Raw genomic sequence first — 24772 nt, 5'->3', positions numbered from 1 at the left:
CTTCGTGCGCACTGCCTGCCTTCCGGACCGGCAAAGCCCGTTTAAACCTGCAACGCCTCGGGACCCTCCTGAGTTCCCGTCCCGGCGTGTCTCCCCTAGGCTGCGATCGGTGCCAATCACGCGGACACATCGCACGAAAGTGGGGGGAGGCGGCCGATGACCGATCAGGTGGAGGCCACTCTGGCCTATGCGGAGCAGTTTCATCAGGAGGATGAGATCCTGCACGCGGCGCGGCAGCGCGGGCTGGAGATGGGGGCCGTGCCCGTCCTTCCCGGCGCGGGCGCGGCGCTGTGCTTCCTCGCCACCGCGGTCAACGCCAAGGCGGTGGTGGAGATCGGCACGGGCTGCGGCGTCTCGGGGCTGTGGCTGCTGCGCGGCATGCGCGCCGACGGCACGCTGACCAGCGTGGACGTCGAGCCCGAGCACCAGCGCCTGGCCCGGCAGGCGTACGCGGAGGCCGGGTTCTCCGGCGCGCGGGTGCGGCTGATCTCCGGTCGGGCGCTCGACGTGCTGCCCCGCCTGTCCGACGGCGGCTACGACATGGTCTTCGCCGACGGCGCGAAGCAGGAGTACGCCGACTATCTGGCCGAGGCCGTCCGCCTGCTGCGCGTGGGCGGCATCGTGGCCTTCGACAACATGCTGTGGCACAACCGCGTGGCCGACCCGTCGCAGCGCGACCCCGACACGGTCGCGCTGCGCGAGCTCGGCAAGCTGGTGCAGTCGGACGAACGGCTGCGCTCGGTGCTCATGCCCCTCGGCGACGGCCTGCTGGCCGCCGTCAAGGTGTCGGCGTAGGGCGGCGGCTCACCCCCGGGTGAGTCGGCGTAGGACAGCGGCTCACCCCCGGGTGAGCCACTCCAGCAGGACGCGGACGCCGAACCCGGTGGCGCCCTTGCTGAGCGTGCCCTCGTCCACGGTGCTGCGGCCGACCCCGGCGATGTCGAGGTGCGCCCACGGCCGCTTGCCCGCGAACTCCCGCAGGAACAGCGCCGCCGTGATCGAGCCCGCCCCGAAGCGCGAGCCCGCCTCGACGTTGGCGAGGTCGGCGACGGACGACTCCAGCGCGGGGGCGTACTCGTCGATGAGCGGCATCCGCCACAGCCGGTCGTCGCTCGCCTGCCCGGCCGCGACGAGCCGCCCGGCCAGGTCGTCGTCGGAGGCGTAGACGGCGCCGACGCTGCGGCCGAGCGCCACGCTGATGGCCCCGGTGAGGGTGGCGATGTCCACCACCGCGTCGGGGTCGAGCTCGGCGTCGGCGTAGGCGAGCGCGTCGGCCAGCACGAGCCGGCCCTCCGCGTCGGTGTTGAGCACCTCGACCGTGCGGCCGCCGTAGTGGGTGATGACGTCGGTGGGCCGCTGCGCGGTGCCGGAGGGCATGTTCTCGGCGGCGGCGACCAACCCGGTGACCCGCACCGGGGCCTTCAGCTCGGCGAGGGCGCGCAGCACCGCGATGACGACCGCCCCGCCCGCCATGTCGGTCTTCTGGGTCTTCATGTTCTCGGTCGGCTTGAGCGACAGGCCGCCCGAGTCGAACGTGATGCCCTTGCCGACCAGCACCACGTGCCGCTCCGCGGGCTGCTCGGGGGTGTAGGAGAGCTGGATGAGGCGCGGCGGGCTGACCGAGCCCTGCCCGACGGCGAGGATGCCGCCGAAGCCCTCGGCCCGCAGCTGCTCCTCGTCCCACACCCGCACCGGCAGGCCGGTCTCGGCGGCCCGCTCGGCGAGCCAGGCGGGGTTCTTGACCGAGGAGGGCGTGTTGGCGAGGTCGCGCGCCAGCGCCACCGCCCGCGCCGTGACCTCCGCCCGCTCCAGTGCCGCCTGGTCGGCCCCGGCGAACACCAGCCGCGCCACGGCCCTGCGCCCGGCGTCGCCGATGCGGAAGGTGTAGGCGGCCAGCAGCGCCGCCTCGGCGAACGCGGTGATCTCCCCGTCCGGCGGCACCACGGTCAGGGTGTCCTTGCCCTTGGCCCGGCGGGCGAGCGCGGCGCCCGCCCTGCGCAGCGCGGCCGGCTTGCCGTCGCCGACGCCGTAGAACAGCACCCGGCCCACGCCCCCCGCGCGGGCCACGGGCACCTCCACGATCTCCCCGGCCTCCCCCTTCGCCTCGTAGTGGGCCAGCAGGTCGCGTACGGGCAGGTGCAGCTCCACGTCGTGCGCGGGAGCGAGGTCGGAGGCGTACGGGATCGCCAGCAGCTCGGCGTCGGCGGGCACCTCGGCGACCACCGCGGCAGTGGTCTCAATGGGCACGGGAAATTCTCCTCAAACGTCAGCGACCCTGGCGCCGGTTCAGCCGGGTACGCGCCAGGGTCGTGAAACAGGTTGTCTCTCGGGAGCGCTCAGCCGACGACGTTCTTCAACGCCTCACCGAGGGCCTTGGCCTCGTCGGCGGAGATCTCCACGACGAGCCGGCCGCCACCTTCGAGAGGGACCCGCATGACTATGCCGCGCCCTTCCTTGGTGACCTCGAGCGGACCATCGCCGGTCCGCGGCTTCATCGCCGCCATGCGTGCATCCCTTCCTGCCTTGGGCTCCCGCGGCCCGCGATTTCCGACCTCCCAGGAGGGGTGGTCGGCGCATTCACGTCTTCTGTGATGTCCTATTCTCCCGCATCGAGAGCGCTCATGGGTAACGATCTCCTCCCAGAATGCGTTGTCGGGGCGTGCGAAGACGGCCAAACTGGACTGCGTGCACGCTCGCGCCGCTCTGTTCGATCTCTACGGGGACCACCTGCGCCGGCGAGGCGGAGAGGCGTCCGTCGCCGCGCTCGTCAGGCTCATGAAACCCCTGGAAATCGCGGCTCCTGCCGTCCGCACGGCGGTCTCCCGGATGGTGCGCCAGGGCTGGCTGCGTCCGGTCAGGCTGCCGCAGGGGCCCGGCTACGGCCTGACGCCCAAGTGCGTGCGCCGGCTCGATGAGGCGGCCGTGAGAATTTACCGAGCCGGGACCCCTCCCTGGGCGGGCCGCTGGCATGTCGTCGTCCTTGAGCCGGTCAGGGAACGCCCGCGCAGGGAGCGGCTGCGGGCCGACCTCACCTTCCTCGGCTACGCCGCTCTGTCGGAGACGACCTGGATCGGTCCACGCCACGCCGGCGAGCTGGACGCCCTGCTGGAGGGCGAGGGCGTGCGGGCCGACCGGTTCGAGGCCGCGCTCGACGGCGACCCGCGCGAGCTGGTGGCGCGGGCCTGGGATCTGGACGCCATCGGCGAGGCGTACGAGCAATGGCTCGCCGAGGCTGTCACGCTGATCAGCACGCTGCCCGGGTCGGCCCCGGACGACCAGGTCTTCGCCGCCCGCAGCAGGCTCGTCCACGGCTGGCGGAACTTCCTGTTCCGCGACCCCGGCCTGCCGGGCGAGCTGCTGCCGGCCGGCTGGCCAGGTGAGAAGGCCAGGGCCTACTTCGAGCAGGAGGCCGCCAGGCTGCTGCCCGCAGCCACCGCGTTCGTCGACAGGGAGTTGCCTTGATCCGCTACGACGTGGCCGACGCCGTCGCCACCATCACCCTCGACCGCCCCGACGCGATGAACTCGCTCACCACCGAGCTCAAAGTGGCGCTGCTCGACGCGCTGCGGCGCGCCGCGGACGACCGCGCGATCCGCGCCGTGCTGCTGACCGGCGCGGGCCGGGCCTTCTGCGCAGGCCAGGACCTGCGCGAGCACGCCGGCAACCTGGAGGCGGGGCGCGGCCTCGACGACACCGTACGCCTCCACTACAACCCCGTCGTCGAGCTGCTGACCACCATGCCGAAGCCGGTCGTGGCCGCCGTCAACGGGGTCGCGGCGGGCGCGGGCGCGTCGCTCGCCTTCGCCTGCGACCTGCGGGTGGCCTCGGAGAAGGCGAAGTTCGCGCTCGCCTTCACGGGCATCGGCCTCGCCCCCGACTCCGGCGCGTCGTGGACGCTGCAGCGCCTCGTCGGGCTCGGCCGGGCCGCCGAGCTGCTTCTGCTCGGCGAGCCGCTGGACGCCGCCCGCGCCCTGGAGCTGGGGCTGGTCACGCGGGTGGTGCCCGCCGACGACGTGCTGAAGACCGCGTACGAGCTGGCGGCGCGGCTGGCGCAGGGGCCGACGGTGGCGTACGCGGCCACCAAGCGGGCCCTCGCCCACGCCGCCACGCACGCGCTGCCGGACGCGCTCGCCCTGGAGGCCGACCTTCAGGACGAGTGCGCGGCCACCCGCGACCATCGCGAGGCGACCCGGGCCTTCCTCGCCAAGCAGCGCCCGGCCTTCACGGGCGAGTGACGCGCGCCACGCAGTCCGCGAGATGGTCGTTGACCAGGCCGATCGCCTGCATGAGCGCGTAGGCCGTGGTGGGGCCGACGAACCTGAACCCGTGCCGCTTCAGCTCCTTGGCCAGCGCCTTGGAGCCGGGGGTGACGGCGGGGACGTCGGCCATCGTCCTCGGCACCGGCGAGTCGGGGTCGGCGTGCCGCCACACCAGCTCCGACAGGCCGACGGGGAGGTCCTGGGCGGCTCTCGCGTTGCTGATGGCCGCCTCGATCTTGGCGCGGTTGCGGACGATGCCGGCGTCGCCGAGCAGCCGTTCGACGTCCTGCTCGGTGTAGGCGGCGACCTTCGGGATGGAGAAGCCGTCGAAGGCGGCGCGGAAGTTCTCGCGCTTGCGCAGGATGGTCAGCCAGGACAGACCGGACTGGAACGCCTCCAGCGCGACGCGCTCGAACACCGCGTCGTCGCCCCTCACCGGGCGGCCCCACTCCTCGTCGTGGTAGGCGAGGTACATCGGGTCGGACATGCCGGCCCAGGTGCAGCGAATCAGCTCGGTCACTTCCGGTCGTCCCCGTCGGCGTCCTTGGCGTCCTTGGCGTCCTTGACCCGCGCGGCCCGCGCCGGCTCCCCGTCTTCCGCGCCTTCCTTCTCCGGCGCGTCCGGCTCCAGCGCGCCCTTCTCCGCCTGGTCCTTCTCGGCGAAGTCCTTCTCCGGCTCGTTCTCGGCGGGCTCGCCGGTGGTGGCCTGGTCCGTGGCGTCGGCGGGCAGGCGCCACTCGGGGTCCTCGGGCGGGTGCTGGAGCTCGGCCCCGCCGTCCCACGACACCGACGCGCCGCTCGACGTGACGGGATCGCCGGACTCCGGCAGCTCCCTGTCCACGGCCGGCGCCTCGGGCTCGTGCTCGGTCCGCAGCCCCGCGCCCGGCGAGGCGTAGACCTCCTGGCGCGCGTACAGCCGGCTGGACAGCAGCTCGGAGACGCGCTGCTCCAGCACGGCGATCCTGGTGTCGCGCTCGCTGAGCGCGGTGGCCGCCCGGCGCAGGGCCTCATCGACGCTCGCCGTGTGGTAGCCGACCAGGTTGACCGGCAGTTGGAGCGCCATGAAGTCGACCGCCGTGAGCTGTCCCGGCTCGGGCAGGCCGAGCGGAGGCACGTCCGGCGGGAACTCGGTCAGCTCACCGCCCCGGCCGAGGGAGACCACGACCACGCAGGCCAGAATGGCGATGGCGGCGATGGCGAGTATGACCAGCACATTGGCATCGTACTCATACCATCGGGGCATGAGGTCCGCACTTGCCGCGGCAGGTGCCGCTTCGGGCACGACCGTCCTGGTCAGCGGGGCGGGCCCCGATCAGGGGCCCGATCAGGGGGTGGCCTCGCCCAGCTCGGCGACGCTCGGCCGGACCGGCTGGGGGCGGGCCTCCAGCCGGGCGAACGCCTCCTCGACGGTCGTGGTCCACGAGATCGCGTCGAACACCTCGGGCCGGGTGAAGCCCTCGTCGTAGAGGTGGTGCATGAGCCGCTTGAGCGGGTCGTAAAGGCCCCAGGGGTCGAGCACCACGAGGGGCTTGTCGTGCATGCCCAGCACCCGCGCGGTCCAGATCTCGAACAGCTCCTCCAGCGTGCCGATGCCGCCCGGCAGCACCAGGAACGCGTCGGAGCGGGCGTCCATGACGCCCTTGCGCTCGCGCATGTCGCCGGTGACGATCAGCTCGTGCGACTCCTCGTCGGCCACCTCCATGTCGACCAGCACCTGCGGGATCACGCCGACCGTGCGCCCGCCGGCCGCGCGGGCCGCCGAGGTGACCGCGCCCATGCAGGAGATCGATCCGCCGCCGCTGACGAGCGTGTGGCCGCGCCGGCCGAGCTCGGCGCCGACGCGGGCGGCCAGGTCGAGGTATTTCCTGTCGATGTGCAGGCTGGAGGCGCAGAAGACGCAGATGTTCACGTCGCGGAAGCCTATTGCGGCTCGGCGTGGTGGCCCGCGGCGGCCTCGATCTCCTCCTGACGCTGCCTGCTGCGGGCCCGGTCGGACTCCACGATGATGCGTACGGCCTCGTCGACGTCGTCGGTGACGGTGATGAGGTCGAGGTCCTTCGAGGCGATCTTGCCGGTGCCGAGCAGGCTGCTCTTGACCCAGTCGAGCAGGCCGCCCCAGAACTCGCTGCCCACCAGCACGACGGGGAACGAGGTGACCTTGTGCGTCTGCACCAGCGTCAGCGCCTCGAACAGCTCGTCCAGGGTGCCGAAGCCGCCGGGCAGGGCGATGAAGCCGCAGGAGTACTTCACGAACATGGTCTTGCGCACGAAGAAGTAGCGGAACTCGATGCCGAGGTCCACGAAGTCGTTCATGCGCTGCTCGAACGGCAGCTCGATGCCGAGCCCGACCGAGATCGCGCCCTCCACGTCGCGCGCCCCGCGGTTGGCCGCCTCCATCACGCCGGGCCCGCCGCCGGTGATGACGGCGTAGCCGGCCTCGGCCAGCGCCCGGCCGAGCGCCCGGCCCGTGCTGTAGTCGGCGGAGTCGCCGGGCGTGCGGGCCGAGCCGAACACGGTGACGGCGGGCGGCAGCTCGGCGAGCTGGCCGAAGCCCTCCACGAACTCGGCCTGGATGCGCATGACCCGCCACGGGTCCATGTGCACCCAGTCGGAGGAGCCCTGGCGGGCCAGCAGCCGCTGGTCATGGGTGGAGCTGGGCACCAGGCTGCCGCGGACGACGGCCTGGCCCTGACGGCGCTCCCGACGGTTCTGTTCCATGCGGATCACGCTAGCCCTTCTCCCGCGCGGTTCGCGGCCTGACGGCGAAAGCCCAGGTGGCGGGGTGGTTACGGGAATCGAAAAAAACTTTGGAGGCGGGGAACCGGATTTCGGCTCCCTCGCGTCTAACTGGCGAGGGTGCTGCTCGGGACTGAAAGTGGTCTTCCCCGCCAAATGGCCGGCGAGGAAGGCCACTTTCATTTGGTGAGCCAGTCCCGCATCGCGCGCTCGCCCTCCACGATCTTCGGCAGCGACACGTACTCCCCCTGCTGGTGCGCCAGGTTGGGATCGCCGGGGCCGTAGTTCACGGCGGGGACGCCGAGCGCGGAGAAGCGGGCGACGTCCGTCCAGCCCAGCTTGGCCCGCGGCGTGCCGCCCACGGCCGCGGCGAACGCCGCCGCCACCGGATGCGTCAGCCCCGGCCGGGCCGCAGGCGCCGCGTCGGTGAAGGTCACCTCGAAGCCGTCGAACACCTCGCGTACGTGCTGCTCTGCCTGCTCGACGGTCAGGTCGGGGGCGAAACGGTAGTTGACGGTGACCACGCAACGGTCGGGGATGACGTTGCCCGCGACGCCGCCGGTGACGCCGACCGCGTTGAGCCCCTCGTGGTACTCCAGCCCGTCGACCACCGGCCGGCGGGCCTCGTAGGCGTTGAGCCGGGCGAGCACCGGCTCGATCCCGTGGATGGCGTTGACCCCGAACCACGAGCGGGCGCTGTGGGCGCGCTTGCCGGTCACCGCGACCTCGGCGCGCAGCGTGCCCTGGCAGCCGCCCTCGATCACGCCGTCGGTCGGCTCCATCAGCACCGCGAAGTCGGCGAGCAGCCAGTCGGGGTGCTCCCTCGCGACGCGGGTGAGGCCGTTGCGCTCGGCCTCGATCTCCTCGCAGTCGTAGAAGACGTAGGTGACGTCCCTGTTGGGGGCGGGCACGGTGGCGGCCAGCCGGAGCGCGACCGCCACGCCGGCCTTCATGTCGGAGGTGCCGCACCCGTACAGCAGGTCGCCCTCGACCCGGCTCGGCAGGTTGCCCGCGACCGGGACGGTGTCGAGGTGGCCGGCGATCAGCACGCGCTCGGCGCCGCCGAGCTCGGTGCGGGCGACGACGGTCTCGCCGGAACGCTCCACCTTCAGGTACGGCAGCGCGGCCAGCGCCCGCTCGACGGCGTCGGCCAGGGCGCGCTCGGCGCCGCTCACCGACTCGATGTCCACGATCGCGGCGGTGAGCGCGCGTACGTCCTGGGTCAGGTCCAGCATCAGGTGTTCACCCCGTGTTCCCGCAGCACCTCGTTGAGCGCCGCCTTGTCGTGCCGCTGCCCCGGCTCCAGCCGCTTGATCACCAGCACGCACGGCAGCCCGAACGTGCCTCCGGGGAACTCCCGCTGCCGCGTGCCGCTCACGGCCACGCACCAGTCGGGGATCCGGCCCCGCGTCAGCTCCTCGCCGGTCTCCACGTCTATCACGGGGATCGAGGCGGACAGGATCACCCCGGCGCCCACCACCGCGCCCCTGCCGACCCTGGCGCCCTCGACGAGCATCGCGCGGCTGCCCACGAGCGCGTCGTCCTCGACCACGACCGGCACCGCGTTGGGCGGCTCCAGCACGCCGCCGACGCCCACCCCGCCGGACAGGTGCACGTTCTTGCCGATCTGGGCGCAGGAGCCGACGGTGGCCCAGGTGTCGACCATCGTGTTCTCGTCCACGTACGCGCCGATGTTGGTGAACGACGGCATCAGCACCACCCCGGGCGCCAGGTAGGACCCCCAGCGGGCGATCGCGCCGGGCACCACGCGCACGCCCTCGAAGGAGTTCTTCAGCGGGACGCGGTCCTGGTGGTGGAAGTCGCCCACCTGGGAGCGGGCCATGCCGAGCAGCTTGAAGGCGAGCAGGATCGCCCTCCTGGCCCGCTCGTCGACCTCCAGCTCGCCGTCCACCAGCCGGGCGGTGCGGGCCACCCCGGCGTCGAGCAGGTCCACCGCGCCGATCACCAGGTGGCGGGCCTCGTCGTCCTGCGGTGACAGCTCCGCGCGGCGCTCCCAGAGCTCGTCGATGACCGGGGCTATCGGTGAGGAGGTGCTCGCGTCACTCATGGGCACGGAGCTTATCCGTACGGGTAGGTTCTTCAGGGTGCGCATGCGGTTCTCCCGTGAGGTCATCACCATCGTGATCATCGTGGTCGTCCTCGCCGTCGGCATCTCCGTGGGGCTCTACCACCTGATGAAGAGGACCCCTCACCTGGCCGAGCCCGTGGCGGCCCACTGCAGCGTGCGCGCTCTGGGGTTCGACCTCGCCCTCGATCCCGAGCAGGCGCAGATCGCCGCCACGATCGCCGCCGTCGCGGCGCGCAGGAAGCTGCCCGAGCGGGCCGTGGTCATCGCCTACGCCACCGCGATCCAGGAGTCGAAGCTCTACAACCTCGACTACGGCGACCGCGACTCGGTGGGTGTCTTCCAGCAGCGCGAGTCGCAGGGCTGGGGCACGAAGAAGCAGATCATGGACCCCGTCTACGCCACCAACCGGTTCTTCGCCGCGCTGGTCAAGGTGAAGAACTACCGGAAGATCCCGCTGGCGGAGGCGGCGCAGGCGGTGCAGCGCTCGGCAGGCGGCTACGCCTACGCGCCCCACGAGGAGCAGGCGAAGGCCCTCGCGGCGGCGTTCACCGGGCGCGTGCCCGAGTCGGTGCACTGCTGGTATCCGTCGGGCGGCCGGACCCCGGCCCCTGCGCCGCGCACGGAGGAGGCGCGCAAGCAGCTCGCCCGCGCCCTCGGCAGCACGACGATCACCTCGCGCAGGCGGGGGTGGCTGGTGGCCGCCTGGTCGGTGGCCCACGCCGAGAAGTACGGCCTGAGCCGGGTGCGCTACGCGGGTGCGTCCTGGTCGAACGACCTGGAGGCCAAGGGATGGCGCACCGGCGACGGGTCGGGCACCGGCAAGGTCGAGCTGTCCTGAACCCGCGCCCCACTACGGTGATTGCGTGCAATTCCCGCGAGATTGCGGCGCGTCAGGAGGCGCGGCGGATGACGGAGATGGAGCCGGGCGGGAGGGGCTGGGCGTAGCTGGCGGTCCAGGACTGGCCCTGGATGCGCTCGAAGGAGAGCAGCCGGCCGTCGCCCGCGCGGTAGTCGGCGAAGTCGAGCAGGCCCCGGTCGGGGTTGCCCGTGTCGCCCTCGCTGCGGAAGGCGGCCGTGCCCCGCTCGACGGGGAAGAACTCCACGCCCTCCATGATGAGCATGTGCTTGGCGGGGACCATGCCCTGGGTGGGCACCTCGGTCCAGAGCAGCACCACCAGGTGCGGCGGGTCGCCGGCGCGGACCTCGACCGACAGCCACTGCCGGCGTCGCGCGCTGTCGCGCAGCAGGAACTCCGTCCACTGCTGACCCTGGCCGGAGATGTGCAGGGCGCCGAGCACCCGCGCGACCGAGCCCTGGACGTCGATCTTGTCGCCCACCCGGAGGGTGCGGGGGTCGGTGTAGTCGGCGCCGACCTGACGGGGGACGCTGGAGGGCACGTTCGGGGGCATGGCGGCGGACGCGGAGACGGGCGCGCTCACGGGCCCGCTCGTCGGGGCCGGCATCGGGCTCTCCGCGCGCGCGGACCCGGCCGCCGGCGGCGGCGTGCCCGCGCGGCCTCTCCTGTCTTGCCGCAACGTCGCCAGGAAGGCTCCGAGCAGGAGCAGGACGAGGGCGATGCTCAGCCCGAGAACGACCATGGAGGTCATGCTCATCGATCAGCTCGCTCCACTCGCGGTCTGCCTCGGCATAAGCCCTTATCGATTTATGCGTGCCAAACCTCACGGTTTGCTCTGACGCGCGATCCTACTGGAGGCGGCGCACCGCCGCACTGATGCGTTCGTCGGTGGCGGTGACGGCGATGCGGATGTGCCGCTCACCTGCCGATCCGTAGAACTCGCCCGGCGCGACCAAAATCCCTATTTCGGAAAGCTTTCGTACCTGGTCCCATGCGTTCTGCCCGTTGGATGCCCAGAAGTACAGCCCTGCGGTCGAATGGTCGATGTGCCAGCCGGCCTTCTCCAGCGCGGGGCGGAGCAGGGCGCGGCGGGCGGCGTAGCGCTCGCGCTGGGCGTCGGCGTGGGCGTCGTCCTCGAAGGCGGCCGTCATCGCGGCCTGGACCGGGGCGGGCATGAGCATGCCGGCGTGCTTGCGGATCTCCAGCAGCCGCTTGACCAGGGCGGGGTCGCCGGTCACGAACCCGGCGCGGTAGCCCGCCAGGTTGGAGCGCTTGGAGAGCGAGTGGACGGCGAGCAGCCCCTCGTGGGAGCCGCCGCAGATGTCGGGGTGGAGGATGGAGATCGGCTCCTCCTCCCAGCCGAGCTCGATGTAGCACTCGTCGGAGGCGACGACCGCGCCGCGCTCGCGCGCCCAGGCCACCACCTTGCGCAGGTGCTCGGCGGGCAGCACCCGGCCCGTCGGGTTGCCGGGCGAGTTGACCCAGACGAGGTCGACGCGCTCGGGGCCGAGCGCGAGCGTGCTGTCGGAGGCCGTGCCCTCCGCCCCCGCGAGCCGCGCGCCCACGTCGTACGTGGGATAGGCCAGCTCGGGGAAGACCACCCTGCGCGCGCCCAGATAGGTGGGCAGCCAGGCGACGAACTCCTTGGAGCCGATCAGCGGGAGCACGTCACGCTGGCCGACCTCGACGCCGTGCCGGCGGCGCAGCCAGCCGGCCGCCGCCTCGCGCAGCGCCTTGGTGCCGTGCGTCAAGGGATAGCCGGGGCTGTCGGCGGCCCCGGTCAGCGCCTGCCGGACGATCTCGGGCACGGGATCGACCGGCGTGCCGACCGAGAGGTCGACGATGCCGTCGGGATGAGCGAGCGCGCGCTCTTTGTACGGCTCCAGCCGGTCCCAGGGAAAGTCAGGCAGGTTGTTCACGGTGCTCCAGGGTGTCGCTCTGCCGTACGGCGCGTGCGCGGGCACGCCACGCGGACGGGGCGCATCCAGACGTGGATGCCCCCGTGCCCGACGTGGGACCGCTCAGTGATCCTCGCCCTGCGGCGGCAGCGCCGCCACCACCGGGTGGTCCTTGTCGATCTTGCCGACCTTCGAGGCGCCGCCCGGCGAGCCGAGCTCCTCGAAGAAGTCGACGTTGGCCTTGTAGAAGTCCTTCCACTGCTCGGGAAGGTCGTCCTCATAGAAAATGGCCTCGACGGGGCATACAGGCTCACACGCGCCGCAGTCCACGCACTCGTCGGGGTGGATGTAAAGCATGCGCTCGCCCTCGTAGATGCAATCGACGGGGCACTCCTCGATGCACGCCTTGTCCAGGACGTCCACGCAAGGCTGCGCGATGACGTAGGTCACCTCGAGCTCCTTCTTCTCCGCACCATGGCATGACTTCTGACCGCGGTTTGCTACGCCCTAGTATTGCCGTGCTTGCCAGCTGGCCGAAACGGAGGGTGGCAAACTCGTGGCCGCACGCCTCGTCATCGCGATCACAACTCAGGACATAGGCGCCCGGATCACCACGCGGCGCAGGGTTCCCGGCGGGTTCCGTGACGCGGTGGGCGTCCTGGAATCCTGGGAGCACGGGGTTCTGCGCGTACGTAAAAAAGACGGCACGCTGGTGGAGATCTCCGAGGAGACGCTGGTCGCGGCCAGGGTCGTTCCCGCCGCGCCTCCTCGACCTGCGGCGCGGTAGCGGTCAGTATTCGTCATGTGACCGTACGTACCTGCGCCGCCGCAGCCGCAATCCTCGCCAGCGCCGGATGCGGCGCGTCGTCCACCGACCCCGCCCCGGCCAAGAACCTGCCGCCGGTGAACGTGCAGGCGGGCTCGCTCAAGGCGGGCTTCTCCAGCATGGACCGCCTGGTCGAGGCGGCCAAGCGCGAGGGGCAGCTCAACGTCATCGCGCTGCCGCGCGAATGGGTCAACTACGGCGAGGTGATCGACGCCTTCGCCGACAAGTACGGCATCAAGGTCAACGAGCTGGAGCCGAACGCCAGCAGCAGGCGGCAGATCGACGCCGCCGCCACGCTCAAGCCCGACGTGTTCGATCTCACGCTGGACGTGGCGGTCAAGGAGGCGGCCAGGTTCGCGCCGTACAAGGTGCAGGGCTGGCTGGACGTCCCCGACCGCGTCAAGGACCCGTCCGGCGCCTGGTACGCCGCCTACGGCGGCTACATGTCCATCGGCTACGACCCTCGCGCCGTCAAGGCCCCGGCCAGTTTCGCCGACCTGCTCAACCCCGGCTACCAGGTGGCGCTCGACGGCGACCCGCTCCGCTCGGCGTCCGCCTTCGGCGGCGTGATGGCGGCCTCCATGCGCGGCGGCGTGCCGCGGCCCGACCAGGGCGTGAGCCTGTTCGCCAGGCTCAAGCAGGCCGGGCGGCTCACCGACCTCGCCAAGGCCAACACCATCGTGGCCTGGGACCACCTCAACGCCGCCCGCGGCGCCGCGCACTCCGACCGCTGGAAGGTCGTCATCCCGAGGGACGCGGCGCTCGGCGACTACCACGTGCAGGCGATCAACAAGGCCGCCCCGCATCCGGCCGCCGCCCGGCTGTGGCAGGAGTTCCTGTTCTCCGACGAGGGCCAGAACCTGCTGCAGAAGGGCTGGGCCCGTCCGTCCCGGAGCGAGGCCATGGCCATGAAGGGCACGCTGGACGCCGAGCAGGCCGCCAGGCTGCCCAAGGCGCCCGGCCCGCCGATCCTGCTCACGATCCCGCAGGAGGATGCCGGGAAGGCGTACCTGCGTAAGGAATGGGCCAAGAGTGTGGGATGAGTCAGTAGTGACTTGATATGTCGTAGGGACGATCAGGCTCTAAAGTGAACAGACAGCACGGCCACGGGGGCCCGATGTCTGAGGAAAAGTGAGCTGATCGTCTTGCGATACGACACACCGAGTTTGGAGCGGTGGAACAGTCGCGCCTACGACAGCAGCTTCGGCTACGTCTCCACCCAGGGCGCGCCACTGGTCGACCTGCTGGATCCGCGGCCCGGGGAGCGGGTGCTCGACCTCGGCTGCGGCACCGGCGTGCTCACCGCGCAGATCGCCTTCCGCGGCGCCGAGGTCCTCGGCATCGACGGCTCGTCCGCGATGATCGAGAAGGCGCTGGCGCAATACCCGGGCATCAACTTCATCGTCGGCGACGGGCACGACTTCTCCGTGGTGGACCCGTACGACGCGGTCTTCTCCAACGCGGCGCTGCACTGGATGAGCCGCGACCCCGACACCGTGATCGCCAACGTGCGCGAGTCGCTGACGCCCGGCGGGCGCTTCGTCGCCGAGATGGGCGGGGCCGGCAACTGCGCCGAGCTGACCGCCGCGATGCTGACCGCCTGGCGCGAGTACGGCCTGCGCGAGCCCGAGATGCCGTGGTACTTTCCCTCGCCCGCGGAATACGCCCGCCGTCTGGAGAAAGAGGGTTTCGTCGTCCGGTTGCTGGAATACTTCGACCGGCCGACCCCGCTCGACGAATGCCCTGGCGGAGCCGCCGACTGGGTGCGGATGTTCGCCTCGTCGGCCCTCGCCGGGCTGCCCCCGGAGATCGTGGAGCCCCTGCTTCATCGCGTCAACGAACTGGCGGCGCCCGCGCTTCGCAGGGAGACTGGCTGGATGGCCGACTACGTGCGTCTACGCTTCGCCGCCGTACGGCGCTGATGCGTAGTGCATGATGCGTAGGGCTAATTTGCCGGACTATGGTCTGTTCCGTGGGCGGCGAGATGACGGCTGCACCGCCGCGGCGGCGTGAGGGGTGAACGGAACGGGATGAATTTCTGCCTGAGCGACCTCGTTCCACCGTTGAGGTGGAGCGACGCGTCGACGATCACGCTGTTGACCGGGCAGCCGGATCTGCCGGATGCGTGGTGGCGCACTCTGCCCGTGCCGCACGTCCTCGCCGCGATCGGCCCCGAGGCGCTGGCCGAGCTGCTCACGGAGATCGCCCTTGAGCACTGGCCGGCGGCGGCGGTGGGCGACGTGCTGCCCGCGCTGCACGTCCTCGACCCCGAGGAGGCCGACGAGCCGCCGGTCGCCATCGCGCTGGACCGTGCCGGATCGTGGACGGGGCTGCTCGCGCTGACCGGGCGGGAGCTGGCCGACCAGCCGTTCATCAGGGCGCGGCCGGTGCTGAGCACGTTGTTCGGGGCGGTGTTCACGCGGCTGGCGCAGCCGTACGCGGGCGCGGCCGGGGCGGGGTCCGCCCCCGCGGTGCCCGCTCCCCGGAGCGAGGCCGCGCCTGCGACGGCGGACGAGGCGCTGCCGCTCCTCGCGGTCCCCGCCCCGGCGGACCCGGAGCCCGCCCAGGACGACCTGCGCCTTCCGGCCCCCGAGGCCCCGGCAGTCCCCGAGACTCCCGAGACCCCGGAGCCGACCGGCACGAAGGCGGAGGCGGAGGCCGGCGCCGAGGCCACGCGGGACGCGGCGGCTCCGGCCGAGGACGCCGCGCCGGAAGCCGAGGACGCGCAAAACCTGGCGGCTCACGCCGAGGAAGCCCCACGGTCCGAGGACGCCGCGCCGGAGGCCGGGCCTGTGCAGGACCTGGCGGCTCGCGCCGGGGAAGCCCCACGGCCGGAGGACGCCGCGCCGGAGGCCCAGGACGCGCAGGACGTGGCGGCTCACGCCGAGGAAGCCCCACTGCCGGAACCTCGCGTCCGGGAGTTCCCCGCCAAGGAGGCGGAGCCCGGGGACGCCGACGGGGAGGAGGCGTCAGAGGACGCCGCCCCCGCCGAGGGCAAGCAGGCGGCCGACGCTGCCGCCGAGGGCAAGCAGGTGGCCGGCGCCGCCGGCCCCGAGCCCCGCGCGCACGGGTTCGCCGAGGAGGGCGAAGCCTCCCGCGCCGAGGAGCACGAAGCCTCCGCAGACGTCGCATCCGGCTCGGCGGCGAACGAGCGCGCCCCGCACGCCTTCGCCGCCCTGGAGGAGGTCCCCGCCTTCGCCGCCCCGCGTGCCGGCGAGGAGAACGACGCTCCGGCGCACGCCTTCGCCGTCGTCCCCCTGAAGGAGGAGGACGAGCGGCCGGTGCTGGACGCGGACGTCGAGCCCGCGGCCGACGCGGGTGACGGTCCCGAGCCCACGCCCGACTCCGTCGAGGAGCCCGCCCCTGAGCCCGCCGCCGCGGAGGCCGAGGCCCTGGAGGCGGACGGCCCCTCGTCCGGCGCCCCCACCGAGGACGACGAGGTGGAGAGCCCCGAGGGCCAGGAGGACCGGGAGCTGCCCGAGCTCATCGAGGCCGCTTTCGCCGGCCTGGACGACAAGAGCTGGGCCGTGGCCCAGAACCGGGTCTTCACCGACGAGCCGTCGGCGGTGGACCAGCTCGCCAAGCTGTTCGCCGTCCCCCCGTCGGAGATCACGGCCACGGAGAAGCAGTTCCGCGTCCGGCTCGGCGAGTGGCTGGACAGCGACGAGGCCGCCCCCTACCGGGCCTATCTGGACGAGCTGCGCAGCACGCTCGGCCCGGAGGCTCCCAAGGAGCGGGTGATCGGCGCGGCCGACTGGCACAAGGTCGAGATCCGCGCCCTGGAGGTCCCCGCCTGGCAGTTCGTGCTTGCGACCCTGCCCGGCAAGCAGGCGGTGCTGACCGTGCAGGCACCTGGGCCGGCCGCCGTGGCGGCCCCGCCGCCCCCGGTCGAGCTGCCGCCTCCCCCGCCCTCGCCGTCCCCGAGGCTCGATCCGGTGCTGCACTTCGACGCGCCGCGGCAGCCGCCGATGGACATGCCGCCGCAGTCGGCGTTCGGGCCGGTGCCGCTGCCGCCGCCGCCTCCGGGGCCGCCGCAGTTCCAGGCGTTCAAGCCGGTGACGACCCACGAGCAGAACGGCGGCTCGGGCGAGCAGAAGCCGTACCAGCCGCTCAAGGACGTCTCGCAGACCAGGCGCTGCTTCCGCCAGCCGGACGGCCGGTGGTGGCTGCGCGTGGACGTCACCGCCGAGCAGATGGCGGGCGGCGAGTGCGCGCTGCCGACGGGCTTCGCGGCCTACCTGGGGCTGTCGCCGGGCGAGTCGAGGACGGTCAGGAGCGCCGCGGGCGAGCTGACCATGACCTGGCACGGCCGCCCGGTGCTGGAGTCCATCGAGCACCTGCTCGGCGACGTGGGCGCGCGCGAGGGCGGGCACCTGTTCCTCACGCTGTCGGACGAGGGCGTGCTGCGGGCCAGGCACCTGCCGGCGGCCGCGCAGGGCGCCGAGAAGATCACCAAGGCGCTGCGCCTGGTCGGCTACACCGCTCCGGGCGGCACGCGTGACCAGGCGGCCCGGGTGATCGCGACGAGGATCGGCTTGACGGGCCCGGTCAGCCTGCCGGACCTGCTCACCAGGCTCCGCGAGCGCGGGGACCGCGACCTGCTCGCACTGCTGGACTGAGCCGTGCCGCGGCTCGCGATCGGCCCTGAGTTTCCCAGGGAGCTCAGCGCACTGGCCCAGCCGGTGCGCAGGGACGCCGTGGTCGCGCTGCGCCGCTTTCTGCTCAACGTGGCCGGCGCTCCGCACCCCGAACGGGTGCGGGGCGCCAGGGACCCGCGGGTCGCCACGCTCCGGCTGGCCGACGGGCACCGGGGGGTGGTGGTGCGCCGCCGGGACGTCTACTGGCTGCGTACGGTGCTGCCGGACGCCGCGGCCTGGTCGTACGCCCGCCGCCACCGCTACAGCGTCAACCCCGTGCTCGGGGTGGTCGAGGAGTGGGACGCCGAGGCCCTGGAACGCGTCGAGCCCGCCTTACGCCGCTCGGCGCGCTCGTCCGGGCTGTTCGCGCCGGTGTGCGACGGCGACCTGCTCTCGCTCGGTCTGGACGTGCACGCCCTGCCGCTGTTCCGCCTGATCACGACCGAGGCCGACGTGGCCGCGCTCGAACCGCTGCTGCCGCCCACCCAGCACCTGCCGCTCGCGGTGCTGGCCAGGGGCGGCTCGCTGGCGGAGGCGTGGCGCGAGCTGGACTCCTGGCGGGCCGCCGACGACCCGGGGCCGGTCGATCCCGACGACCTCTACGCGGCCCTGCTCCGCACCCCCGACCAGGCCGCGTTCGCGGCGGACAAGGTGGCGCTGGACCGGGTGCTGGGCGCGCCGGATTGGTGCACGTTCCTGCATCCGGCGCAGCACCGGCTGGCCAAGGCGCCCCGCTACGACCATCCGGTGCTGGTCGTCGGCGGCGCGGGCACCGGCAAGACCGTGGTGGCCCTGCACCGCGCCGCCTATCTCGCCGCGCACGGCAGCGGTCCCGTCCTGCTGGTCACGTTCTCGCAGGGGCTGGCCGAGGAGCTGTCCGCGCGCCTCGACACGCTCGTCGAGGACGAGCTGGTACGCAAACGGATCGAGGTGGACAACCCGGAGCGGCTGGCGCTGCGCATCGTGGCCGACGCGGAGGGCCGCCGCCCGGCGCTGGTGGGGCCGGGGGCGCGGACCCTCGCCCAGCTCACCGACGAGGCGCTGCGGCTGATGTCGCTGTCCACCGGTGACCTGCTGGACGACGTGGAGCCGGGGCGCAAGCCGTACCGGCACGTGGTGGTGGACGAGGCGCAGGACGTGAGCCCGGCGCAGTGGCGGCTGCTGCGGGCCGTCGCGCCGCACGCGCCCGACGACCTGTTCGTCGTGGGCGATCCGCACCAGCGGGTCACCGACACGCGGGTGTCGCTCGGCGCGGTGGGCATCCCGGCCGAGCAGCACACGCTGAGGACCAGCTTCCGGCTGCCGCTGGAGCTGTTGTCGTTCGTGGTGCGGCTGCGCGGCGGCGGCCTCGCGACGGGGCTGGCGAGGGGCGCGACCGACATGTACGGCTACCGCGCCACGCACAACGGCGAACGGCCGCGCGTGCGGGCGTACGAGTCGGCCGAGGCGGAGCTGGCCGGCCTGCGGGCCACGGTCGAGTCGTGGCTGGCCGAGGGGGTGCCGCCGGGCGAGATCGCGGTCGGGGCGCGTACGACGAGGCTGGTACGGCAGGCCAGGAAGGCGCTGGAGGGCCTGGACGTGCGGGCCGCGACCTTCAGGAACCTGAAGGGGCTGGAGTTCGAGCGGGTGGCGCTCGTCGGCGTGGCGGAGGGCGTGGTGCCCGAGCCGCCGCCCGAGGATCCCGGCGCGCGGGCGCGGTTTCTGCAGCGCGAACGGAGCATACTGTTCGTCGCCTGCACCCGGGCCCGTGCGATGCTCTATATCTCCCATTACGGAAGAGGCAGCCCCTTTTTACCACTCTGATCACATAGTCTGAACTGCGGATACTTCCCATTGCCGGTTGGACCTCAATGAACCTCAGCCTGAGCGACCTCGCGCCACCTGTGCGCTGGACCTCCCCTGGGCAGGTCGCGCCTGTCCTGGAGGAGCCACAGCTGCCCGAGGCCTGGTGGCAGGCGCTCCCCCTCGACCGTGCCTGCGCCGTCGTCGGCACGCAGACCGTGGCCGGCCGCCTGGCCGACCTCGCCGTGGCCTTCTGGGGGCACCTGCCGCTGGGCGACATCCTGCCGCTGCTGCGCTTCTCCGACCCCGCCGAGGCCGAGCGGACGCCGGAGACGCTGGGCAAGGACGTGGCGCAGAAGCTGTTCGCCGGCGTGTTCGAGCGGCTGCTCGAACCCGTCCCCGAGCCGGCCCCGGCCCCCGTCCGCCCGGACCGGCCGCTGCCCGAGGTGATCGACGAGCTGTTCGCCGCGCTGGACGACCGGCAGCGCGCCATCGCCCGCGACCGCCTGTACGCCGCGCAGCGCGCCACGCTGGACGAGCTGGCGCAGCGGTTCTCGGTGACGCGCGAGCGCATCAGGCAGATCGAGCGCGACCTGCGCGACCACGTCGAGAGCTGGCTGGGCGGCCAGGACGCCGCGCCGCTCGTGGCCCACGTGACGTGGCTGCGCGGCCGGCTCGGCTCCGCGGCCCCCGCCGACGACCTCCAGGCCACCGTGCCCTGGCACCGCACCGAGCTGCGCTCCCTGGGCATCCCCGCCTGGCGTTTCGTGCGTACGCTGCTGACCGGCTACGAGCAGTCCGACGGCTGGCTGGTCGCGGGTGGCGCCGACGAGCTGCGCGAGAAGACCCGCCAGCTCTTCGCCGACGGCCCGCGCCCGATCGGCGAGGCCGTGGGCCTGGTCTCCGGGCTCGGCGTGCGCGAGGACGTCGCCGAGCGGTGGATCCTGGACGTGCCGCACCTGCGCGTGCTCGGGCAGCACGTGGTGCCGTGGCCGCGCAGCATCAACGAGAAGGCCGAGGCGGTGCTCGCCGTGTCCGGCGCGCCGCTGTCGCCTGAGGAGATCCAGGAGCGCATCGGCGAGGACTACAGCCTGGTCGGCATCCGCAACCAGCTCACCGCCGACGACCGCTTCCTGCGGGTCGACCGCAACAAGTACGGCCTGACCCGCTGGGGCGGCGACGAGTACCTCGGCATCAGGGAGATGATCGCCCGAGAGATCGAGCGGGCCGGCGGCGAGGCGTCGGTCTCCACGATCGTGACGAACCTGACCTCCCGTTACGACGTCAGCGAGAGCTCGGTGCGCGCCTACTCCGGCGGTCCCGGGTTCGAGCGGACGCAGCGGGGCTGGATCAGGGTGGCGGGCACCTCGCCGAGCGGGGAGGCCGAGCCGTACCAGCCGCGCAAGGACGTCTCGCTGACCCGGCGCAGCTTCCGCTCCCGCGACGGGCGCTGGTGGCACCGGGTGGACGTCAACGCCGAGCACCTGCGCGGGTCGGGCTCGCCGCTGCCGACGGGGTTCGCGGCCTACCTGGGGATGGCGCCCGGCGGGCAGCTCACGGCCTCGGCGACGTCCGGCGACGTGGTGATCAGCTGGCACAACCAGCCCACGATGGGGTCGATCCGCAACGTGCTGTCGGAGTACAAAGCGAGCGAGGGCGACCACGTCTTCCTGACCGTCTCCGACGGCGGCGAGCTGCTGACCCGCTACCTGCCGGCCGCACCGGTCGGGATGCCGCCCGTCAACCGGGCCCTCTACCTGCTCGGCTACACCGCTCCGGTCAGCTCGGAGATGGAGGGCCTGCGGCTCATCGGGGCCAGGATCGGGCTGCCCGACACCGCCACGCGCGAGGAGATCCTCGGGCGGCTGCGCGAGCGCGGCGACCGGGACATCCTCGCTTTCCTGGGCGGATGACGCCCGGCTAGGCTCGGGAGAATGCTGCGGATCCACGACACGCGCGCCGGTCAGGTCGTCCCGGTCCAGTTCGGCAGGCTGGTGCGGATCTACACCTGCGGGCCTGCCGTCCACCGGCGGGCTCATGTCGGTGATCTGCGCACGTACGTGCTGTCCGACCTGATGAGGCGGGTCCTGGAGCGGCGGCGGGCGCGCGTGCTGGCCTGCCAGGACATCACCGACCTCGGCCACCTCACCGACTGCGCGGACGCCTTCCGCGCCGACGCCACCGCGCTCAACATCCGGCCACCCGAGCACGAGCCGCGGGCCAGCGAGAACGTCGAGCCCATCGTCGAGCTGATCGCCAGGCTGGTCGAGCGCGGCCACGCCTACGCGGCGCCGGACGGCTCGGTCTTCTTCGACGTACGCACGTTCCCCGGCTACGGCGAGCTCTCCGGCGACCGGCTGGAGGAGCCGCGGCCCGCCGACTGGGCCCTGTGGGAGCCCGGCGGCGGCGAGGCGGCCTGGGACTCGCCCTGGGGGCGCGGGTTCCCCGGCCCGCACGTCGCGTGCTCGGCCATGTCGCTGCGTTTCCTCGGCCCGGCCGTCGACCTGCACCTCGGCGGCATCGACCGGCGTTTCCCCCACCACGAGGACGAGCGGGCGCAGTCCGACGCAGCGACCGGGCACGAGGTCGTGCGGCACTGGGTGCACGGCGAGCGCCTGCTGTTCGACGGGCGCGAGATGGCCGAGTCCGCCGGGAACGTCGTGCTGCTTCCTGACGTGACGGCGGCCGGGCTCGACCCGCTGGCGGTGCGGATGGCGTTCCTGGAGCACCACTACCGCCGCCCGCTCGACCTCACCTGGGACACCCTGCGGGCGGCCGACGGCACGCTGCGGCGCTGGCGTTCGCGGGTCGCCGAGTGGGCCGAGTCGCCCAGCGCGCCGATGGCGGCCGGGCACGTGGAGCGGGTGGAGTCGGCGCTCGGCGACGACCTCGACACCCCGGCGGCGCTGCGCGTGCTGCGCGAGCTCGAACGCGACGAGTCGGTGGCCCCCGGGGCGAAGCTGGAGGCGTTCCTGCACGTCGACCAGGTGCTCGGGCTCGACCTGCCGATCGACATCGGCAAGGCGCCGACGCTGCCCTCGGGTCAGACCTGGATGTGAACCGGCATACCCTGCCAATCCGCTGCGAAGGTGAACGAAGACGGACGAACACGTCCGGAGTAGTGATCAAGGGCTGCCAGACTTAGTGCCAGTTCCAGGGAAGTTGGAGGTGTCGGTCGGTGAGGCCCTATGCGTGGTTGCCGCGGCCGTTGCGGTGGTTCGCTCGGGTGGTGACCGTTCTTCTCGTGCTGGCGCTGGTGCTGGCCGGTGTGCTCGTCCTCATCGTGCGGCAGTCGTTCCCACAGGTGGACGGATCGGTGCGGCTCTCGGGACTGTCCGGGAGCGTGGAGATTTATCGCGATAAATCAGGAATCCCACACATTTACGCCTCCAGCCCGGGCGACCTCTTCATGGCGCAGGGCTACGTCCACGCCCAGGACCGCTTCTACGAGATGGACTTCCGCCGTCACATGACCGCCGGACGCCTCTCGGAGCTCTACGGCAAGTCCACGCTCGACACCGACAAGGCCCTGCGCACCATGGGCTGGCGCCGCGTCGCCGAGCAGGAGCTGCCCCTGCTGTCCGAGGACACCCGCGAGTATCTGGACGCGTACGCCAAGGGCGTCAACGCCTGGCTCAGCGCGAACCCCAACGCCTCCGACCGCAGCCTCGAATACTCGATCCTGAAGATCCAGAACGGCGACTACCACCCCGAGCCGTGGGGCCCCGCCGACTCCCTCGCCTGGCTCAAGGCCATGGCCTGGGACCTGCGCTCCAACATGGAGGACGAGATCGACCGGGCGCTGATCGCCGCGAAGCTGCCCCGCGACCGCGTCGAGCAGCTCTACCCCGGCTACCCGTTCGAGCGCCACTCCCCCATCGTCACCACGGGCGGCATCGACCGCGAGCGCTTCGACCAGGAGGCCGAGCCGCGCCTGCGCCTCGGCACCGGCGCCGTCTTCCAGTCGGCGGCCCGGACCCTCGACGCCGTGCCGAGCACCATGGGCACCGCCGACCGCGAGGGCATCGGCTCCAACTCGTGGGTGGTCTCCGGCGCGCACACCAAGAGCGGCAAGCCGCTGCTCGCCAACGACCCGCACCTGTCGCCGCAGCTCCCGTCCGTGTGGTACCAGGCGGGGCTGCACTGCCGGCAGGTGGGCCCGGAGTGCCCGTACGACGTGACCGGCTTCACCTTCTCCGGCGTGCCCGGCGTGATCATCGGGCACAACGCCAAGATCGCGTGGGGCTTCACCAACCTGGGGCCCGACGTCGCCGACCTGTTCCTGGAGAAGGTGGACGGCGACACGTACCTGTACCGGGGCGAGCGGCGCAAGCTGGAGAGCCGTAAGGAGCAGATCAAGGTCGCCGGCGGCTCCACCGTCACGATCACCGTGCGCAGCACCGTGCACGGCCCGCTGATCAACGAGGTCATGCCCGACGCCCAGCCCTCCGGCGAGGCGAACGCGGTCGCGCTCCAGTGGACGGCGCTGACGCCCGGCCACACCGCCAGCGCCATCTTCGCGCTGAACAAGGCGGGCGACTGGGCGCAGTTCCGCTCGGCGGCCGCGCTGTTCGAGGTGCCCGCCCAGAACCTCGTTTACGCCGACACCTCCGGCAAGATCGGCTACCAGGCGCCCGGCCGCATCCCCGTACGGGCGAAGGGCGACGGCCGGTGGCCGGTGCCCGGCTGGACCGGCGAGTACGACTGGCAGCCGGGCCCGATCCCCTTCGAACGGCTCCCGTCCGTCGAGGACCCCGCCGAGGGCTTCGTGGTGACCGCCAACAACGCGGTCATCGACCCCTCGCGCTACAAGCCGCTGCTGACCCAGGACTGGGCCTACGGCTACCGCTCCGAACGCATCCGCACCCTCGTCGAGGAGGCCGTCGGCAAGGGCAAGGTGGACGCGGCCACCATGTCCGCCATCCAGGCCGACACCCGCAACGCCTTCGCCGCGACCCTGGTGCCCGCGCTGGAGAAGGTGGACCTGGCCGGCCCCGCGAAGCAGGCCAGGGAGCTGCTGACGTCGTGGGACGGCTCACAGGGGCTCGACTCGGCGCCGGCCGCGTACTTCAACGCCGTGTGGCGGCAGGTGCTCGCCCTGACCTTCCACGACGAGCTGCCCGAGCAGGCCCGGCCCGCGGGCGGCGACCGCTGGTACGAGGTCGTCAGGCGGCTGCTCGACACCCCCGACGACCCCTTCTGGGACGACGTCACCACGAAGAACGTCACCGAGCGGCGCGACGACGTGCTGCGGCAGGCGATGGCGTCGGCGTACCAGGAGCTGGCCGACCGGTTCGGCGAGAAGGTCTCCGACTGGCGGTGGGGCGACCTGCACCAGCTCGACCTGGTCAACGGCTCCCTCGGCACGTCCGGCATCGCGCCCGTGGAGGCGTTGTTCAACCGGGGGCCGATCGCGGTGCCGGGCGGCAAGGACGCGGTGAACGCGACCGGATGGAACGCCCAGAAGGGCTACGCGGTGACCGCGGTGCCGTCGATGCGGATGGTGGTGGACCTGTCCGACCTGGACAAGTCCCAGTGGATCAACCTGACGGGCGCGTCGGGGCACGCCTTCCACGAGAACTACTGGGACCAGGCCGAGACCTGGGCCAGGGGTGGGCTGCTGCCGATGCGCTCCAGCCCCGACGCCGTGCGCAAGGCGGCCGCGCACACGCTGAAGCTGAGCCCCTGAC

23 protein-coding genes are annotated in these 24772 nt (G+C 72.5%); 12 read left to right on the top strand and 11 right to left on the bottom strand.

The annotated features are described in order from the left end of the window. Positions 1-156: 156 nt before the first annotated feature. Positions 157-795: an O-methyltransferase gene (locus ACBR40_RS40650; RefSeq protein ID WP_344210627.1), complete on the top strand. Its 639-nt coding sequence runs from the start codon at positions 157-159 to the stop codon at positions 793-795. Positions 796-837: 42 nt separating this feature from the next. On the opposite strand, the gene ACBR40_RS40645 is transcribed toward ACBR40_RS40650, so the two are convergent. Together ACBR40_RS40645 and ACBR40_RS40640 are read right to left on the bottom strand one after the other, a co-directional pair. Continuing rightward, positions 838-2247 (bottom strand): leucyl aminopeptidase, encoded by a 1410-nt coding sequence (locus ACBR40_RS40645; protein ID WP_344210629.1) that lies wholly within the window; start codon positions 2245-2247, stop codon positions 838-840. Positions 2248-2336: 89 nt separating this feature from the next. After that, positions 2337-2504, bottom strand: a complete 168-nt coding sequence (locus tag ACBR40_RS40640) for a DUF3117 domain-containing protein (RefSeq protein WP_020545024.1) — start codon at positions 2502-2504, stop codon at positions 2337-2339. Between the two features lie 181 nt (positions 2505-2685). Here ACBR40_RS40640 and ACBR40_RS40635 point away from each other — a divergent pair, with 181 nt between their 5' ends. Together ACBR40_RS40635 and ACBR40_RS40630 are read left to right on the top strand one after the other, a co-directional pair. Continuing rightward, complete coding sequence (locus tag ACBR40_RS40635) at positions 2686-3462, top strand: PaaX family transcriptional regulator C-terminal domain-containing protein (RefSeq protein ID WP_344210631.1); 777 nt, start codon at positions 2686-2688, stop codon at positions 3460-3462. Next, complete coding sequence (locus ACBR40_RS40630; RefSeq protein WP_344210633.1) at positions 3459-4235, top strand: enoyl-CoA hydratase-related protein; 777 nt, start codon at positions 3459-3461, stop codon at positions 4233-4235. The genes ACBR40_RS40635 and ACBR40_RS40630 overlap by 4 nt, the downstream gene beginning before the upstream one ends. On the opposite strand, the gene ACBR40_RS40625 is transcribed toward ACBR40_RS40630, so the two are convergent. The 6 genes from ACBR40_RS40625 to ACBR40_RS40600 form a co-directional block, all read right to left on the bottom strand. After that, positions 4222-4779, bottom strand: coding sequence for a DNA-3-methyladenine glycosylase I (locus ACBR40_RS40625; protein WP_344210635.1), 558 nt, complete (start codon positions 4777-4779; stop codon positions 4222-4224). The two genes, ACBR40_RS40630 and ACBR40_RS40625, sit on opposite strands and share 14 nt — an antisense overlap. Beyond that, positions 4776-5471: a hypothetical protein gene (locus tag ACBR40_RS40620; RefSeq protein WP_371252157.1), complete on the bottom strand. Its 696-nt coding sequence runs from the start codon at positions 5469-5471 to the stop codon at positions 4776-4778. The genes ACBR40_RS40625 and ACBR40_RS40620 overlap by 4 nt, the downstream gene beginning before the upstream one ends. A 111-nt stretch (positions 5472-5582) precedes the next feature. Further along, the gene (locus tag ACBR40_RS40615; RefSeq protein ID WP_344210639.1) at positions 5583-6167 is read right to left on the bottom strand and encodes a TIGR00730 family Rossman fold protein; all 585 of its coding nucleotides are present in this window, start codon (positions 6165-6167) and stop codon (positions 5583-5585) included. Positions 6168-6178: 11 nt separating this feature from the next. After that, positions 6179-6976, bottom strand: a complete 798-nt coding sequence (locus ACBR40_RS40610) for a TIGR00730 family Rossman fold protein (RefSeq protein WP_344210641.1) — start codon at positions 6974-6976, stop codon at positions 6179-6181. Positions 6977-7173: 197 nt separating this feature from the next. Continuing rightward, positions 7174-8229 (bottom strand): succinyl-diaminopimelate desuccinylase, encoded by a 1056-nt coding sequence (gene dapE, locus ACBR40_RS40605; protein ID WP_371252156.1) that lies wholly within the window; start codon positions 8227-8229, stop codon positions 7174-7176. After that, a complete protein-coding gene (locus ACBR40_RS40600) occupies positions 8229-9062 on the bottom strand; it encodes a 2,3,4,5-tetrahydropyridine-2,6-dicarboxylate N-succinyltransferase (RefSeq protein ID WP_344210645.1) in 834 nt (277 codons plus the stop codon). The genes dapE and ACBR40_RS40600 overlap by 1 nt, the downstream gene beginning before the upstream one ends. A gap of 43 nt (positions 9063-9105) precedes the next feature. Between ACBR40_RS40600 and ACBR40_RS40595 the strand changes: the two genes are divergently transcribed. Continuing rightward, positions 9106-9921 (top strand): hypothetical protein, encoded by an 816-nt coding sequence (locus ACBR40_RS40595; protein ID WP_371252195.1) that lies wholly within the window; start codon positions 9106-9108, stop codon positions 9919-9921. Positions 9922-9973: 52 nt separating this feature from the next. On the opposite strand, the gene ACBR40_RS40590 is transcribed toward ACBR40_RS40595, so the two are convergent. From ACBR40_RS40590 to fdxA, 3 genes are all read right to left on the bottom strand, one after another. Beyond that, positions 9974-10696, bottom strand: a complete 723-nt coding sequence (locus ACBR40_RS40590; protein WP_371252155.1) for a DUF4178 domain-containing protein — start codon at positions 10694-10696, stop codon at positions 9974-9976. 91 nt (positions 10697-10787) lie between these two features. Then, positions 10788-11858, bottom strand: a complete 1071-nt coding sequence (gene dapC / locus ACBR40_RS40585) for a succinyldiaminopimelate transaminase (RefSeq protein WP_344210651.1) — start codon at positions 11856-11858, stop codon at positions 10788-10790. Positions 11859-11960: 102 nt separating this feature from the next. Continuing rightward, positions 11961-12287 (bottom strand): ferredoxin, encoded by a 327-nt coding sequence (fdxA, locus tag ACBR40_RS40580; protein ID WP_242372683.1) that lies wholly within the window; start codon positions 12285-12287, stop codon positions 11961-11963. 106 nt (positions 12288-12393) lie between these two features. On the opposite strand from fdxA, the gene ACBR40_RS40575 reads away from it, so the two are divergent. The 8 genes from ACBR40_RS40575 (at position 12394) to ACBR40_RS40540 (ending at position 24771) form a co-directional block, all read left to right on the top strand. After that, a complete protein-coding gene (locus ACBR40_RS40575) occupies positions 12394-12624 on the top strand; it encodes a hypothetical protein (protein WP_344210654.1) in 231 nt (76 codons plus the stop codon). Between the two features lie 17 nt (positions 12625-12641). Further along, positions 12642-13706: an ABC transporter substrate-binding protein gene (locus ACBR40_RS40570; protein WP_371252154.1), complete on the top strand. Its 1065-nt coding sequence runs from the start codon at positions 12642-12644 to the stop codon at positions 13704-13706. 102 nt (positions 13707-13808) lie between these two features. After that, positions 13809-14585 (top strand): methyltransferase domain-containing protein, encoded by a 777-nt coding sequence (locus ACBR40_RS40565; RefSeq protein WP_344210658.1) that lies wholly within the window; start codon positions 13809-13811, stop codon positions 14583-14585. 174 nt (positions 14586-14759) lie between these two features. Continuing rightward, positions 14760-17282, top strand: coding sequence for a hypothetical protein (locus ACBR40_RS40560; protein WP_371252153.1), 2523 nt, complete (start codon positions 14760-14762; stop codon positions 17280-17282). Between the two features lie 3 nt (positions 17283-17285). Then, a complete protein-coding gene (locus tag ACBR40_RS40555; RefSeq protein ID WP_371252152.1) occupies positions 17286-19103 on the top strand; it encodes a UvrD-helicase domain-containing protein in 1818 nt (605 codons plus the stop codon). A gap of 47 nt (positions 19104-19150) precedes the next feature. Beyond that, complete coding sequence (locus ACBR40_RS40550) at positions 19151-20995, top strand: sigma factor-like helix-turn-helix DNA-binding protein (RefSeq protein WP_344210664.1); 1845 nt, start codon at positions 19151-19153, stop codon at positions 20993-20995. 21 nt (positions 20996-21016) lie between these two features. After that, complete coding sequence (locus ACBR40_RS40545; protein ID WP_371252151.1) at positions 21017-22141, top strand: cysteine--tRNA ligase; 1125 nt, start codon at positions 21017-21019, stop codon at positions 22139-22141. Positions 22142-22311: 170 nt separating this feature from the next. Beyond that, positions 22312-24771, top strand: a complete 2460-nt coding sequence (locus ACBR40_RS40540; RefSeq protein ID WP_371252150.1) for a penicillin acylase family protein — start codon at positions 22312-22314, stop codon at positions 24769-24771. Position 24772 lies beyond the last annotated feature (1 nt).

The sequence above is a fragment of the Nonomuraea sp. AD125B genome (assembly GCF_041402765.1).
GTDB lineage: Bacteria > Actinomycetota > Actinomycetes > Streptosporangiales > Streptosporangiaceae > Nonomuraea > Nonomuraea bangladeshensis.
Note: the sequence above shows the minus strand (reverse complement) of the source record. Positions and strands in the feature narration are given on the sequence as shown.